Raw genomic sequence first — 16306 nt, 5'->3', positions numbered from 1 at the left:
CAGCAAAAAAAGTATCGCACACGAAACCACGCGTCGACACGGTTATGAGCGCTGCGACGATGAAAAGTTCGGCCCCGGCGCCGGGACTGTCACCTGGCGCCTCAGGCCGACAAGGTCGTCGACAATGACTTGCCCGCGATGATCACGTTCTTGAGCGTGAGCGACTGAACGTTATGCAGGAACCATGGTTGCGCCGCATTGCGCGGCGTGCCGAAGTCGCAGTCGCTAATGCTGATGCCCGTGAGCGGCAACACCGGCGTGCCCGGCGCGCCATTGAAACTCGAGGCCACCGGTCCCAGGATCACCAGCGCCTGGTAACAGGAATACTGCCCGCCCTGGGTCGCCACATTGCCCACCTTGACGCCGGAAATATGCACCTGCGAGACCATTGGCGCTCGCGTGCGCACGCTGTCGTCGGCGGGCGCGTAATCGCAATCGATCGTGATGATGCCGCCCGCGGTCGAGGCCACCGTGTTTGCCGAAATCACCGACCCTGGCAGCGGCGGATAGAACTTTGGCGCAACCTGCACCCCGTTGGGTATTGAAACGTCACGCACATAAAAGTGACGCAGAAAGCCGCCCCGGTTCATATTGGTCTTCATCCGGATCGCGGTATTGAGCGGATCGCTGGCCCAGTGAATGTTGCGAAATTCCAGATGTTGCGCGTAGACGTGCTCGATCCCGCCCGCCATTTCGCTGCCCAGCGTCACAGCGCCGTGGCCGCTGTTCATCACGCAGTGCTGGATCACGATATTGCGCGTTGGGCCATGGCCGGTGTCGTTGTTCTTGCCGGCCTTGATCGCGATGCAGTCGTCGCCGGTATTGAAAGTGCAGTTCTCGACCAGCACACCGTCGCACGCTTCCGGGTCGAAGCCGTCGCTGTTCGGTCCCATGCTGTCCATGCTGACCTTGCGGATCAGGACATTGCGGCAATTGACCGGGTGGTGCAGCCAGAATGGCGAAGCTTGCACCTTGTAGCCTTCCAGCAGCACGTTGGAGCAGCCGATGAATTCGATCATGCAAGGGCGCAGGAAGTGCCCGATGCCAAACACGCGCTGCGCGACCGGCAGCCCCGCTTCCGACAGGGCGGGCAGGTAGCGCGCGTCGCTGCGCCAGCGCTCCCCCGCCCCCTGGATTTGCGCCCGCCTGGCTGCGCCCAGCTGCGGCGCGAGCACGGCCAGCGTGGCGGCGTTGCGCGGGTTGACGGCCACTTCGCTGTCGCTCGCGCCCGCCCGGTGACGCCCTTTCCAATCCCACCAGCAGTTGGCGCCGCCTGCAAATGGCAAGCCGCCCTGGCCGTCGAGCACACTGGTCCAGTCGGCGCCGGTGAGGGCGATATTGTCCTGTCCATGGGCGTACACCAGGGGTGAATAGTTCAGGCAATCGTTGCCCTGCCAGCGCGACAGCACCAGCTTGCCGTTGGCGCCGCAGTCAACATCGCCATGCCGGGCGTAGTCGGCCGGCTCGGCGCTAAAAAAGACGTGGGCGCCCGCCGCCAGGTGCACATGCACATTCGAGCGCAGCACCATGGGGCCGGCGCAGTACCAGTTCCCCGCCGGGATCAGCACGCGCCCGCCGCCGGCCTGGTGGCAGGCGGCAATCGCGGCGGCGATGGCGCCATGGCAGTCGTGCGATCCGGGCGCGGGAGAAGCAAGCTGGCCCGATGTGTCGTCGGTCAGCCTTCCCTTGACGCTGACCAGCGCGGCCGGCCTGGCCCCGTAAGCGGTGATGACAAAATCCTCCTGCCGAAAAGTGCGTGGCAGGCCCACGCGATCAATGATCGCCTGGGCGCGCCGCCACGGATCGGCGGGACTCGCCAGGGTCGCCGTTCCGGTGGCGCAGCCCCCGGCCGCCAGCAGGCCCGCGGCCGACGTGGCGCGGATCAGGGTGCGACGCTGCAGATTCGGGAGCACAGTCATTTGCTTCATGGTTTTCCTTGATTTGTCATCCGCTACTCTTCAGTCATTGTATTTTGGCTGGACCAAAATAGCAATCTGGACCAGCCACTGTCGTTGCAGGACGCTGGCAAAACAACAACGTTTGCGCAACATTTTGCTTGTTTGATTGGTCTGACCAGTTTAGTATTTGGTCCAATCAAACAAAAAAAGTGATCATGCCAATTGTGATCACAACCATGAGGAGACAAGATGCACCGTTCACGCCCATCCGAGATCAAACCTGCGGTCATGGCCGTCGCCGTGGCTTCGGCCATGCTGCAACTGGCCATGCCGGCCCACGCCCAGACTGTCGCAAAGGCCGCCGTGCAAGCGGCCGTACAAGCCGAACCCTTGCAGGCCGTCGTGGTCACCGGCTCGCTGATCCGCCGCATCGCCAACGAAGGCGCCACGCCGCTGTCGACGATCAAGGCCAGCGAACTGGAAGCGCGCGGCAACCTTGAGCTGAAAGACTTCGTGCTCGAGCAGCCACAGTCGCTGTCGCTGGGCACCAATACGGGCGCTGCCGGCCCCGTGACCAATCTGCGCGGCCTGGGCCCGATGCGTACCCTGACGCTGCTCAACGGACGCCGTCTTGCCAACGAGCCGCTGCAAGACCAGTATGTGTCGGTCAACGTGATCCCGCGCACGGCGCTCGAGCGCATCGAAACGCTCAACGGCGGCGCCGCTTCAACCTACGGCGCCGACGCCATTGGCGGCGTCCAGAACTTCATCACCAAGCGCGGCTACAAGGGCGCCACGGTCAAGGCCGAATATGCGACCCCGCAACAGGATGGCGGCGGCCAGACCAGGAGCATCGGCGCCATTGTCGGTATCGGCGACCTGGCCCAGGACCGCTGGAACGCTTATTTGGCGGTCGACCACCAGTCCAAGTCGGCCCTGTTTCAGAAGGACCGGCTTGAACAGCACGACCCGGCCGTGCTGCGCTCCCTCGGCCTGGGCCTGTTGCCCGATGCGCGCAATCCCTCCCCGATTGCCAACTTCGGTTTTACCCGTGCCGCCAACGCCAACTACAATCCGGCCTTTGCCTCCGGCTGCGTGGCGCCTTACACGATCCCGGTGCTGGGTGCGGCGAGCGCCAACACGCCGCCTGTGTACGCCCCTGGCTGCGCCCGCGACGCGCTGCACTGGACGGCGGTCACCGACGGCAGCGAGATCACCAACATCGCCGCCCGCGCCAGCATGAATCTGGCGGGCGGCCACAAGATCGACCTGGATATCTTGCACAGCAACTTCAACGTGCAAAAGTACCGCGGCTTGCAAATTCCAAACGCCAACCAGCCCTTCACGACCTATTCGCTGCCATCCACCAGCCGCTTTTATCCGGGCAAGGGCATCACCGCGCCGGTCAAGGTCGTGGGCAGCAATACCGGCGCCAACACGCCGGCCATGTACATCGATCCGGCCCGCACGCCGGGAACCGTCAGCGACCTGAACCTGAACAACCGCACCGTCTTCTTCCAGTGGGGTCCGGCCGAGCTTGGCTCCGCCTACCGCAACGACGAGCAGACCAACGAGCGCATCGTGCTGACCGCGGAAGGCAGCGTACTGGGATGGGACTACCGCACCGGCCTGAACTACGGCCGTTCCGAGCGCGACACGCAGGCCGGCGAAGGCTACATTTTGTACAGCAAAGCCCAGCAAGGCTTCGACAAGGGCATCCTCAATCCCTTCGGCCTGCAGGACGAGGCCGGCGCCGAATACCTGCGCAGCATCCAGGCCGAAGACTACACCTATCGCCTGAACAAGGCCTACAACCAGAGCGTGGATGTGACGCTGACCCGTCCCGTCTTCAAGCTGGGCGGCGGCGACGCGGTGCTGGCGGTGTCGGGCGAATGGCGGCGCGATTCGGCCCGCACCTTCAATGCCCCGCTCGACTACGTGCTGCGCAAGGCCGACGGCAGCTACAACATCGACGCCACGGGCAACGTAGTGCAGAGCGACCTGGTGGGCGAGGTGCCGCAAGGCGTGGCCAAAAAGCTGACCCGCGATATTACCTCGCTGATGCTCGAAATCGACATGCCGGTCACGCCGACCTTGCTGGTCAACGCCGCCGTGCGCGCCGACCGCTACAAGGACCTGGACCAGAGCACGGTCAATCCGAAGCTGGCCGTGCGCTGGCAGCCCGCCGCCTCGCTTGTACTACGCGGCTCGCTGTCGACGGGTTTTCGCGCGCCGTCCATCATGGATATCCAGAACCCGACGCCCGAAGTGCGCACCCAGCTGATGGACGACCCGGTCCTGTGCCCGAGTGCGCAGCCAACCGTGCCTGCCACCGGCACCCCGGCCGCGGGCTACAGCGCCGAGCAGGTCTGCAATGTATCGACCTCGTACTGGACCAAGTCGCCCAACAACACCTTCCTCAAGCCCGAGAAATCGCGCGGTTTTTCGTACGGCTTTGCGCTTGAGCCAATGAAGAACCTGTCCATCACGCTCGACTACTGGGGCTTGAGCCTGCGCGACGTCCTGGGCGCCGTAGCCATTGCCGAGATCCAGCAAAACCCGGTCAAGTATGCGGGCAACTTCGTGCGCGCCAGCGACGGCACGATCGACCACATCGTGGCCAGCCAGGCCAACCGCGGGCAGACCCGCATCCGCGGCACCGACCTGTCGGCCCGCTACCGCTTTCCCCAGACGAGCTTTGGCAACTTCGACGCCCAGCTCGACGGCACCTGGTATCACAAGTACGAGTTCCAGGCCGAAAAGGATGGCGTGTGGCTCCAGAACGTTGGCGTGGTGACCAACGACGGGCGCTATGGCAGTGCGGGGCCGAACTCGGGCCTGGCGGGCCTGCCGCAGATTAACCCACGCTGGAAACACACGGCCTCGATCGGCTACGCCTACGGTGCATGGCGCGCCAGCCTGTCGCAGCGCTACAATTCCTCGCTGACCGACCTGACCCCGCGCACCGGTTCCAAGCTGACCAAGATCGATGCGTACAGCCAGTTCAATGTGAACGTCAAATACAGCGGCATCAAGCACACCACGATCTCGGCCGGCGTGAACAACATCAACGAAGCATACCCGTCGCTGACCGCGAACAGCCTGTATCCGGGCGGCTACGTCACCAGCCTGGCCGACATGATGGGCCGTGTCTTTCGCGTCTCGGTCGAGTACAAGTTTTAAGCTCGACTGGTAGTGCAGTGTGACGGCGGGCTCCTTGCGGGGTCCGCTTGTTTTTTGGCAAGGCCACGCTGCCAAACGTCGCAGGCGGCGCGACCGCCTTGCCAGATTGGCCAGACCAACCTAAAATCGCTTATCTCCATCCCTGCCTACGCCGCCCCCACCCGCAATGAAAAAAACTACCGCAGCACCAGAGGCGAACCATGCCGAGCCGCGCCTGTACCGGGTCGTCGCCAGCCGGATCCAGGCCCTGATCGAAGAAGAAAACATCGGCCCGGGCGAGCGCCTGCCGTCCGAACGCGACCTGGCGCTCAAACTAAGCGTAAGCCGCACGTCGCTGCGCGAAGCGCTTATTGCCCTCGAACTTGGCGGCTTCATCGAAGTGCGGGGCGGCTCGGGCGTGTATGTCAGCGAGCAGGCCGCAGCGCTCGCGCCCGTGGTGGAGATAGGTCCGGGCCCGTTTGAAGTGCTGGCCGCGCGCCGCATGATCGAGGCCGAAGTGGCGGCGCTGGCGGCCAAGATGGCGACCGATTCGGCCATCGACGCCATTTTGCTGGCCGTGCTGGAAATGGAAAAGCACCACGACGACCGCAGCGCCAACGAACAGGCCGACCGCAACTTCCATCTGGCCATCGCCAGGGCCACCGGCAACAGCGCCATGGTGGGCGTCATCGATTACCTGTGGAATCAGCGCGGCAGCCTGTGGCACAAGCTCAAGGAACATTTCCAGACCGAAGAATTGCGCACCAATACCCTGAACGACCATCGCGCCATCCTTGAAGCGATTGCCGCCCACGACGTCAGCGGCGCGCGCCAAGCCATGCGGGCCCACCTCGAACGGGTCACACGCACGTTTTCGCGAGGCTAATACCGGAGAATTGGCTCATCCAGATTGCGCAACTGGTCCAACCGCATTAGAATCGGTCTGGACATTCGCCCATCAATCTGAAGGAGAGCACAATGCTTCGTTTCGCATTTTTTCTGTCGCTGTGCGCCAGCGCGGCTGGCGCGCTGGCCGCGCCACTTCTGCCGGCCCGCGTGATCCTGGTGGGCGACTCCACCATGGCCCCGCGCACCGGTTATGGCGAGGCGCTGTGCGCGCGCTTGCTGCCCGGCGTGGCCTGCGTCAACCTGGCGCGCGGCGGGCGCAGCAGCGGCAGCTTCCGCGCCGAAGGCTTGTGGAACACCGTGCAGGAGCAGTTGCGCGCGGGCGCCCCCTACAGCGCCACCTACGTGCTGATCCAGTTCGGGCATAACGACCAGCCGGGCAAACCGGGCCGGTCCACCGACCTGGTCACCCAGTATCCCGCCAATCTGGCGCGCTACGTGAGCGAGACGCGCGCGCTGGGCGCGGTGCCGATTTTGGTCACGCCCCTCACGCGCCGCAGCTTTCGCGGTCCGTGGCTGCACGACGACCTGGCGCCATGGTCGGCAGCGGTGCGCACCATCGCGCGCCAGCAACAGGCCGACCTGCTCGACCTGTACAAGTACAGCGCCGCGGCGGTCCAGGCGATGGGCCCGGCGCAAGCCGACACCCTGGCCCAGGAACCTGCCACGCAACAAGCGCTGCCCGACGGGCGCAAGAGCGCCTTTGACTACACCCATGTCGGCCCCAAGGGCGCCGTACTGTTTTCCGGCATCGTGCTGCGCGACCTGGTGCGCCTGCACCCGGCACTGGCAGCCTCGCTGCGCCCGTTATGAGCGCTCTGCGCGCGCTGGCTGCGGCGGTCCTGCTGTGCAGCGTACCGGCGCGGGCCCAGCTTGCCGACGGCTGGGCCGGCCAAGACGGCGGCACCAGCGGCGGCGGCGCGGTAGCCGCGCTGACGGTCAGCAGTGCGGCCGAGTTGCGCGCGGCGCTGGCTGGAGGCGCGCGCGTGATTGAAGTGGCAGGCATCATCGACATGCGCGATGGCAAGCCGTTTGCCAGCCGCGCCGACCAGCAACAACGCGGCACCCTGCGCGTTCCCAGCAATACCACGCTGACCGGCGCCGGCAGCGGTTCCGGCCTGCTGCACGCTAGCCTGGTGCTGGACAAGGTCAGCAACGTCATCATCCGCAAGCTGAATTTGCGCAACCCGTGCGACGTGGACCCGCTCTGGGATCCGGAAGATGGCCCCAAGGGTCACTGGAACGCGCAGTTCGACGCCATCACCGTGTCTGCCTCGCGCAAAGTATGGATCGACCACAACAGCTTTACGGACGCGCCGCACGGCGACCAATTGGCGCCGCTTGAAAACGGCATGCCCAAGCAGTGCCATGACGGCGCGCTCGACATCAGCCACGGTGCGGACCTGGTCACGGTGTCGTACAACCGTTTCGCGCTGCACGAAAAAAATTCGCTTATCGGTTCAAGCGACAATGCCAGCGACGACCGCGGGCGCCTGCACGTCACCTTCAGCAACAACCTGTTCGAGTTTGTCTCCAGCCGGGCGCCCCGGGTGCGCTTCGGCCAGGTGCACCTGTACAACAACTATCACGTCGGCGCGCGCCGCCATGCGGCCTATCCGCACCAGTACAGCGTGGGCGTGGGCAAGGAGGCCGACATCATCGCCCAGGCCAATGTCTACGAGATCGATGGCGCGCGCGGCTGTGCCGACGTGGTGCGCAGCCATGGCGCCGGTAATTCCTTCCTTGATGCCGGCTCGACCCTGAATGGCGCAGCCTTGAGCGCATGTGCACTGCCGGCCGCACCTGCCTGGCAGGTGCCCTACCCCTTCACCGCGCTCCCGGCGCCGCAAGTGAAACAGCACGTGCTCGCCAATGCCGGCGCCGGCAACTGGGAATTCGACAGCATGCCGGACGGCGCCATGTTGGCCCTTGCCCCCGCCACCTCGCAGCTGGCGCCGGCCACGCCCGACTTTCACATCGAGGCCCGCATCGGCGCCCTGCGGCCAGCTACCGGGAATGGCCAGCTGGTGCTGCTTGGACGCCAGCAAGCGGGCAACTGGTCGGGCGCTGGCCTGGCGCTGGCCGACGGTGTGCTTGAAGTGAACGTCATGCGCATGCAGGACGGCGTGCTGACGCGCGTAAAGCAGCTGCGCCGGTTTGCAGCGCCCGACCGCCGGCCCGACCTGTTGCGCGTCGAGCTGGCAGGCAGTGCGCTGACGGTCTACCTGAATGGCGAAAAGCTCGGCACGGTGAACGATGCGCGCTTCGCGCACGGCGGCACGCAAGTAGGCTTTTATAGCCAGGGCAATGCCTTTCAGATCGACCAGGCCAGCTCTGGCGCGGCGGCTGACAAGCCGGCCCGCCTTGCCCTCTCGGGCGTGGCCGACGTGCTGCGCGCCCAAGCCGGCGACGGCCCGCTGACGGTGCCGGTCAGTGCCCTTGGCGGCGACGGCGCCACGCCCGTCGCCTTTTCGGCGCGCTCGGATAATCCGCGCGTGGCCAGCGTCACCGTCAGTGCTTCCGGCGTTACGGTGGTGCCGGTCAGCCCGGGCGAGACTGATGTCCTTCTGAGCAGCCCGACCGATCCGGCACTGCAAACCTGGTTCAGCGTCAAGGTGGGCCCGCGCTTCGGCAAACCGCCGGCGCAGTTGCCCGCGCCCGTGGTGTTTCCGCCACCTGGCGCGCGCGGCGTGCCGGTCGACACGCCGTTGCGCCTAACCTTTGCCGCCCCGCCGGTACTCGGCGAGGCCGGATCGGTGCGCATTTACCGCAAGCGCGACATGGCCCTGGTCGACATTATTCGCCCCGGGGAAGAAGTCGCCAGGATTGGGCCGCCAAAAGCGGAGCGGCATCGCTACGTGCGGAGCGATCCGATCCGCATTTCCCAACGCAGCGCCTACATTGCCCTGCACGCGGGCGTGCTCGGCTACGACACCGAGTACCTGGTCATCATTGGTGCGGGCGTGTTCAAGCATGCGGTGGGCCGCTGGTCGTTTCGCACCCGCAAGGACATGGGCTCTCCTGCCCGCCTGGTGGTTGACGACGACGGCCCGGCCGACTTTCGTACTGTGCAAGGGGCGCTCGACCACGCCATGGCGCGCTATCCGAAGGCCGCGCCGCTGACCATCGCCATTCGCAACGGCAGCTACGAGGAATTGCTGTTTTTGCGCGCCCGCGACCGCGTGACGCTGCGCGGCGAGAGCGCCGACGGCGTCGTCATCCACGCCACCAACAATGAAGGCATGCATGCGGGTTCAGGCGCCAGCGCCACGCCCGGCACACCCGGCATCGGCGGGGGCCGCGCACTGTTGCTGGCCGAAGAGCTGGACCTGCTCACGCTTGCCTCGCTCACGCTGCGCAACGACAGCGAGCGCCGCTACAGCCGTTCGGGGCAGGCCGAGACCATCTACTTCAACAGCGACGCCGGCCGCCTGGTCGCGCGCGACGCGCGATTTTTCAGCGAACAGGATACGCTGCAGTTGAAGGGCTACGCCTGGTTCTACCGCACCCTGGTCGCCGGCAACGTCGACTTCATCTGGGGCGCCAACCGGGCCGCCCTGTTCGAACAGAGCGAAATCCGCTCGCTCGGCGACAGCGCCAACCAGGCGTCCGGCGGCTACATCGTCCAGGCGCGCACGGTGGCGGCCACGGAGCCGGGCTTCGTGTTTCTCGACAGCGTACTGACCCACGGCGCCGGCCCGGCCGGCAATGCGGTCCCCGAGGCCAGCACGTACCTGGCGCGCAGTCCGGGCACCGCCGCAACCTGGGACAACGTCAGTTTCATCAACTGCCGCATGGACCGGCACATCGCGCCGGGCGGCTGGGCCGGCGCCGGCGTTGGACGCGAGCCGGCGCCCAATCCGGCGCAAGCCGATGCCGCGCACGGATGGCGCGAACATGGCAGCACCGATTTGGCCGGCGCCGCGCTCGACCTGTCGCAGCGCAGCGGCGGCCATGTGCTAGACGCGGCCGCGCGCACCGCCCGCTTCGGCAGCCGCGCCAAAATCTTCGCCAGCTTCAACAACGGCAAGGGATGGAATCCGCCAGATCAGTGAGGAGCGTAGGTCGGATAAGCGACAGCGCAATCCGACAGCGTCAACGAGACGCATGTCGGATTACGCTGGCGCTTATCCGACCTACCGCCTGTAGCGGATTGGGTCGGCCAAAACTTCAAACCGAACCGTGCGCGTCAGCGACTGGCCCGGCGCCAGCACACTCAATCCATGGCGCACCGGCCCGCCTTCCAAGTTGTGCGCATTGATCATGTGATCGACCGGCTCGAAGCAAAAAAAATCCGCGCCCGGTCGCGTGTAGACGATGTAGTAGCCCATGTCCGCGGTAATTTTCAAGCGCTGCGCGGATTCGGGCCAAAAGATCTCGGCCACGCCATCCCAGCCTGAAAACACATTGTCAATCGCTTGCTCGGGCAGCGGGCGCGCACCGCTAAAATCCCACTCAATCGGAATGTCCGTCGGCTCGGAGGGCAAGCCATCCTCGCCGCGCCGCCAGACACTACGCGCCGCAGCGCGCAGCAGCACGCCTTCGGTGCGCGGCAGCCAGGGATGCAGCCCCAGGCCGAACGGCAGTGCGTAGTTGCCGTCATTGCGCACTTCCAGCGTCACTTCGAGCAGCGGCCCGCGCAAGGCATAGCACAGCCGGGCCACGTACGAGAAAGGCGATTGCCCGCCCCGGTCGAGCAGCAAGGCCACGCTGGTCGCTGAACGCGAAACGACCTGCCAGGGCTGTTGCCAGCCTTCGCCATGGATCGGACAAGGCTCGCCCGCGCGGTTGGGCGCCAGGTCGATGCGCCGGCCATCAAAGTGAAAGCCGCCGTCGCCGATCCGGTTCGACCAGGGCACGAGTGGGAAACATGCCAGCTGCGAGGGCGTGGGATCGGGCGCGCCGGCCGGCAGTTCGCATGCGCGCAGGAGCGTGCACGGATGGCCGCCGGCCAGCGCGTCAAGGCGGGCCAGGGCGCCGCCGATGGCAGGCAGCACCTGCGCGTGCAGGTGCGCATTGCGCAGCGAGACGACGTCCACGCCGAACCTATTGGTACTGTGGCCCGTCGAGCAGGAACTTGCCGCCCTGGTAGGTCGCCGTGATGTCGTCGGCCGCCGGGAAGTCGGCAGAATCAGGGAACTTGCCGGCGAACTGGCGCGCACTGTCGCGGGCCCGAAAGCCCAGGAAGGCGGCGTGCTTGTTGTCCCACCAGGCGCTGTCGTTGTCAGAGACGCCAAAGGCGATCGTGTGCCCCACGCGCGGCGCGAACAGGCAGCAGCGCAGGCTTTCGACCAGGTCATCGTAGCTGAAATACGTGGTCAGCATGCGCCGGTTGAGCGGCTCCGGAAAGCTCGATCCGATGCGCAGGCAAACGGTCTCGATCCCAAAGCGGTCGTAATAGTAGCGCGACAGCGACTCGCCAAAGCACTTGCTCACTCCATACATGCTGTCCGGACGGGTCGGCATGCTGGCATCGACCATGTCGGTGGTGCGGTAGTAGCCCACCGCATGGTTCGAGCTGGCGAACACAACGCGCTTGACGCCGGCCTTGTGGACCGCTTCGTACAGGTTGGCGACGCCCAGGATATTGGCATGCATGATGGCCTCGAACGGCGCCTCGGTGGAAATGCCGCCGAAGTGCAGCACGGCGTCCACACCTTCCATCAGGGCCAGCACGGCCGCCTTGTCGGCCAGGTCGCACTGCACGATTTCCTCGCCTTCGCCGGCAACGCCAAGGTCGGCCAGGTCGCTCAGGCGAATCACTTCGGCCCAGGGTTTGATACGCTCGCGCAGCACCTTGCCCAGGCCGCCGGCAGCGCCGGTCAGAAGAATACGTTTAAAGGGGGTTGCCTGCGTCATGTTGTCTCCTTGGTTCAGATAGTGTTCCGGTCACGTGACCGGGGCCGGGTTGAACAGCACCAGCGCGTTATGCAGCTTGTGGTGCTCGGCCCAGGTCTTGCGCCCGCTAGCTACTTCCAGCATCAGCTTAAACATTTCCCAGCCCACGTCTTCGATCGTCGCGCTGCCGCTGGCGATGCGCCCGGCATTGACGTCCATCAGGTCATGCCAGCGGCGCGCCAGCTCGTCGCGCGTGGCCACCTTGATAACCGGTACGGCGGCCAGCCCGTAGGGCGTGCCGCGCCCGGTCGTGAAAACGTGCAGGTTCATGCCGGCCGCCAGCTGCAGCGTGCCGCAGATAAAATCGCTGGCCGGGGTGGCGGCGTAGATCAAGCCCTTGCGGGTGAGTTTTTCGCCTGGCGCAAGCACCCCCACGATGGGCGAGGTGCCCGACTTGACGATCGAGCCCATGGCCTTTTCGACGATATTCGACAAGCCGCCCGCCTTGTTGCCCGGCGTGGTGTTGGCGCTGCGGTCGACGCCGCCCCGCAGCAGGTAATCGTCATACCACTGCATCTCGCGCACCATGGCCGCGGCCACGTCGGCGTTGGCGGCGCGCGCGGTCAATTGGTCGATCCCGTCGCGCACCTCGGTCACTTCCGAGAACATGACGGTGGCGCCGGCGCGCACCAGCAGGTCGGTGACAAAGCCGACAGCCGGATTGGCCGTCACGCCGGAAAACGCGTCGCTGCCGCCGCACTGCACGCCGACCACCAGTTCCGAGGCGGGACAGGTTTCGCGGCGACGCGCGTCCAGTTGCCGCAGATGGCCTTCGGCCGTGCTGACGATGGCGGCGATCATGGCGTCAAAGCCCACGTGCTGCTGGTCTTGCAGGCACACCACGGACGGCACAGCCGCACCGATGGCAATTGCGCCGGCCGGGAACAGGCGTGCCGGCGGCAGCTTTTCGCAGCCGAGGCTCACCACCATGACCGCGCCGCCAAAATTGGGGTTCTTGCTGATATTGCGCAGGGTGCGGATCGGAACTTCGGCGCCGGGAGCGTCGATCGCCACGCCGCAACCGTAGCTGTGCTCGATGCCAATGACGTCGTCCACATTTGGAAAGCGCGGCAGCAGTTCTTCCTTGATGCGCCGGACCGCAAAATCGACCACGCCCGAGACACATTGCACGGTGGTGGTGATGGCCAGGATATTGCGCGTGCCGACGCTGCCGTCGGCATTGCGGTAGCCCTGGAAGGTGTAGCCCTCGAGCGGCGCGGCGGGTGGCGCCAGGCGGGTGGCCACGGGCAGGTCGCTTAGCGCGCGCGCCGGCGGCATGCGCAGCACCCGCTCGGACACCCAGGCGCCGCGCGCAATGGCGCAACTGGCGTAGCCGATGGTGACGTTGTAGCGCACCACCGCATCGCCCTCGGCCAGGTCGTGCAGCGCGACCTTGTGCCCCTGGGGTACCGCCTCGACCAGGGCCAGGCCGTCCGCAAACACGGCACCGGCGCCCAGGCCGCCATCGTTGGCGACAATGGCGACATTGTCGTTCTCATGCATGCGGATATAGCGTGCCTGGTCATTTTTCATCGTCATCATCATCGTCGTCAACGCCTCGTCATACCGTGTGGCGGCCGCCGCACCAAGGCTTGCGACCGTTCATCCAGTATGCCACATATGCGTCGCGATTGGCTAGTCCACATTGCTATTTTGGTCCAACCAAAATACAATGGACCGACCAAATCGTGGTTTCGGCCTGACACGAATGGCATTCTGGCCCGTGGAAATGGCCGATAATGCGCAACAGCTTGCCGTCCCATACCTTACCGGAGACACCGTGACACCCACCCCAAGCAAACTGCTCGCCGCGCTGGCCTGCCTGACTGTACTCGCTGTCGCTGGACCGGCCCGCGCCGAAGGCCCGTACCGCAACCCGGACAACAAGAACGCGCAAGACCTGGGCGAAGGCAGCTACCCGATCCCCTATAAAAAACCTGACGCGGCAGAGATCGGCGCGGCGCTGCACCGCATCCGCGCTTACCTCGACGCGGCGACGCCCTCGCGCGTGGTGCGCAAGGATAACGGCGCCGAGATCACCGACTTCAGTACGCCCGTGGCCGAGGCCATCGTGCAAGCGAGCGATGGCGACTTCGGCCTGCAAGTCTATGAAATGGGCGTGGTGCATGCGGGCCTGATGCGCGCGGCCGAGGTCACGGGCGAGCGCCGCTTCACCGACATGACGGCGCGCCACCTGGCCTTTTTCGCTGACCGGCTCCCGTACTTCCGGGCCCAGGAACGGAAGTTCAAGCTGGGGCGCGCCAACAGTTTTTCGCGCTTCATCGATCCGCGTTCGCTCGACGACGCCGGCGCCATGTGCGCGGCCATGATGCGCGCGCGGGCAGCGGGCATTGGCCCCGACCTGTCGGCCCAGATCGCCGTCTGCGGCCAGTGGGTGGCGGCTGGCCAGTACGGGCTCGCCGACGGTACGATGGCGCGCAAGCGCCCGCAGGCGTCGTCGCTGTGGGCCGACGACATGTACATGGGCGTGCCCGCGCTCGCGGAACTGGGCCGCATGAGCGGCAAGAGCGCGTACTTCGACGACGCGGTAAAAAACGTGCTGCAGATGTCGGCCTATATGTTCGACAAGCAGAAAGGCATCTATACCCACGGCTGGAACGCCAACCACCCGGACGCGCCCCGGTTTTACTGGGCGCGCGCCAACGGCTGGGCCGTGCTGTCCATGTCCGACCTGCTTGACGTGCTGCCCAAAACCCATCCCGGCTACGCACCGGTGCTGGCCCAGCTGCGCGCCACCTTGCGTGGCGTCGCAGAGCTGCAGTCGGGTGCGGGACTGTGGCACCAGATGGTCGACCGCAACGACTCCTACCTGGAAAGCTCGGCCAGCGCCATGTTCACGTATGGCCTGGCGCATGCGATCAACCAGGGCTGGATCAGTCCCGTGACCTACGGCGCGATCGCCCAGGCCGGGTGGGCCGGCCTGTCGGCGCGCATCAACGCCAAGGGCCAGGTTGAAGGCACCTGCGTTGGCACTACGCTCGCCGGCGACCAGACTTATTACTACCACCGCCCCACCAGCGTGCATGCGCTGCACGGCTACGGCCCCACGCTGCTGGCCGGCGCCGAGATGATCAAGTTGCTGAAAAATCCAGCCTTCGACATCGAGTACAAGGTGCGCACCTATCACTACGTGCCCAAGGGCGGCAGCACCGATTACCGCGAACACCACTAAGCCGGAGCCTCACATGAAACCAACCATGCTTTTCCTCGCCGTATCGGGCGTGCTGGGTGCCGCATCGGCGTCCCATGCGGCCGAACAGCTGCGCATCGACGCCAGCCACGACCTGGCCATTGCGCGCGCGTCCGAAACCATCAGCGTCCCGTGGACGGAAGTGAACCGCGCCCTGCCCGGCGCGCTGATCCAGCACCTGGCCGTGCGCGACCGGGCCGGGCGCGTACTGGCGCACCAGGTCACCAATGTCCTGCCCCAGGCCAAGGACCCGCGCAATATCGGCGCCGCCTATGGCGAACTGATTTTCCAGTACAGTTTTGCGGCGGGTGAAAAAAGCGCCAGCTTCACGGTCGAAAAAACCGAGTCGCTCGCGCCCGTGTTTCAAGCCGCGGTCACGGCACGCTACGTCCAGGAGCGGCTCGACGACTTCGCCTGGGAGAACGACCTGGTGGCGCACCGCACGTACGGCCGCGCGCTGGCAGCGCCCGCCCCGCCCGGCGTGACCAAGGAAGTACTGGTCACCAGCGGGCTCGATATCTGGTTCAAGCGGGTCAGCTATCCGATCGTGGACCGCTGGTACAACAAGGGACATGACCACTACCACAAGGACGAAGGCGAAGGCATGGACATGTACAACGTCGGCCAGTCGCGCGGTTGCGGCGGCAGCGGTGTGTGGGACGGCAAGCAGCTCTACACGAGCGTCAACTACGCATCCTGGAAGGTGCTCGCCAACGGCCCGGTGCGCGCGATTTTCGAGCTGAGCTACGACAGCTGGGACGCCGGCGGGGTCGCAGTCTCGGAAGTCAAACGCTTCACGGTCGACGCCGGCCACCAGTTCGACCGCGTCGACAGCACCTTTACGTTTGCCGGACCTGCGGCGCTGACGGTGGCGATAGGACTGAACAAGAACCCCGCCGGCAAGGGCCAGCAGCCGCAGATTGCGATTACGCGCGACCCGGCGCGTGGCGCCTTGATGCAATGGGTTGAGCAGGCCGGCAATGGCGCCTTTGGCACGGCCATCATGCTGCCGGGTGCGAGCGCCTATGCGCAAGACGGGCTCAATGAACTGGTGCTGGCCAGCGTCGCTTCCGGCCGGCCGCTGCGCTATTACGTCGGCGCGGCCTGGTCCAAAGCCGGGCGCATCGCCACTTCCCAGCAATGGAACGCCGAGATCGCCACGCTGGCTGCGCGCGTGGCCAATCCGTTGCGTCTGTCGCTGAGCGCGGGCGCGGCGACGGACAAGCCTTGA

10 protein-coding genes are annotated in these 16306 nt (G+C 65.7%); 6 read left to right on the top strand and 4 right to left on the bottom strand.

Annotated elements, in window-relative coordinates:
• Positions 1-101 precede the first annotated feature (101 nt).
• Positions 102-1928: a glycoside hydrolase family 28 protein gene (locus tag ACP7D4_RS09960; RefSeq protein ID WP_426208912.1), complete on the bottom strand. Its 1827-nt coding sequence runs from the start codon at positions 1926-1928 to the stop codon at positions 102-104.
• A 219-nt stretch (positions 1929-2147) separates the two neighbouring features.
• On the opposite strand from ACP7D4_RS09960, the gene ACP7D4_RS09955 reads away from it, so the two are divergent.
• The 4 genes from ACP7D4_RS09955 (at position 2148) to ACP7D4_RS09940 (ending at position 10021) form a co-directional block, all read left to right on the top strand.
• Positions 2148-5081 carry a TonB-dependent receptor domain-containing protein gene (locus tag ACP7D4_RS09955; RefSeq protein ID WP_426208911.1) on the top strand — a complete coding sequence of 978 codons (2934 nt, stop codon included), beginning with the start codon at positions 2148-2150 and terminating at the stop codon, positions 5079-5081.
• 166 nt (positions 5082-5247) lie between these two features.
• Positions 5248-5946, top strand: a complete 699-nt coding sequence (locus tag ACP7D4_RS09950) for a FadR/GntR family transcriptional regulator (RefSeq protein WP_426106062.1) — start codon at positions 5248-5250, stop codon at positions 5944-5946.
• A gap of 92 nt (positions 5947-6038) precedes the next feature.
• A complete protein-coding gene (locus ACP7D4_RS09945; RefSeq protein ID WP_426208910.1) occupies positions 6039-6779 on the top strand; it encodes a rhamnogalacturonan acetylesterase in 741 nt (246 codons plus the stop codon).
• A complete protein-coding gene (locus ACP7D4_RS09940; RefSeq protein WP_426208908.1) occupies positions 6776-10021 on the top strand; it encodes a pectinesterase family protein in 3246 nt (1081 codons plus the stop codon). The genes ACP7D4_RS09945 and ACP7D4_RS09940 overlap by 4 nt, the downstream gene beginning before the upstream one ends.
• 81 nt (positions 10022-10102) lie before the next feature.
• Here the strand turns inward: ACP7D4_RS09940 and ACP7D4_RS09935 are convergent, their stop codons facing one another.
• The 3 genes from ACP7D4_RS09935 to garD are packed head-to-tail and all read right to left on the bottom strand — an operon-like array spanning position 10103 to position 13403.
• A complete protein-coding gene (locus ACP7D4_RS09935; protein ID WP_426208907.1) occupies positions 10103-11005 on the bottom strand; it encodes an aldose 1-epimerase in 903 nt (300 codons plus the stop codon).
• A 7-nt stretch (positions 11006-11012) separates the two neighbouring features.
• Positions 11013-11825, bottom strand: a complete 813-nt coding sequence (locus ACP7D4_RS09930) for an NAD-dependent epimerase/dehydratase family protein (protein ID WP_426208906.1) — start codon at positions 11823-11825, stop codon at positions 11013-11015.
• A gap of 30 nt (positions 11826-11855) precedes the next feature.
• Positions 11856-13403, bottom strand: a complete 1548-nt coding sequence (gene garD, locus ACP7D4_RS09925) for a galactarate dehydratase (RefSeq protein ID WP_426208904.1) — start codon at positions 13401-13403, stop codon at positions 11856-11858.
• Between the two features lie 241 nt (positions 13404-13644).
• Here garD and ACP7D4_RS09920 point away from each other — a divergent pair, with 241 nt between their 5' ends.
• Both ACP7D4_RS09920 and ACP7D4_RS09915 read left to right on the top strand, forming a co-directional pair.
• A complete protein-coding gene (locus tag ACP7D4_RS09920; protein WP_426208902.1) occupies positions 13645-15057 on the top strand; it encodes a glycoside hydrolase family 88/105 protein in 1413 nt (470 codons plus the stop codon).
• A 13-nt stretch (positions 15058-15070) separates the two neighbouring features.
• Positions 15071-16306, top strand: coding sequence for a DUF4861 family protein (locus ACP7D4_RS09915; protein WP_426208900.1), 1236 nt, complete (start codon positions 15071-15073; stop codon positions 16304-16306).

This window comes from Massilia sp. TWP1-3-3, assembly GCF_049897805.1.
Lineage (GTDB): Bacteria > Pseudomonadota > Gammaproteobacteria > Burkholderiales > Burkholderiaceae_D > Telluria_A.
The sequence above is the reverse complement of the archived record's forward strand: the minus strand, read 5'-3'. Positions and strand labels throughout refer to the sequence as shown.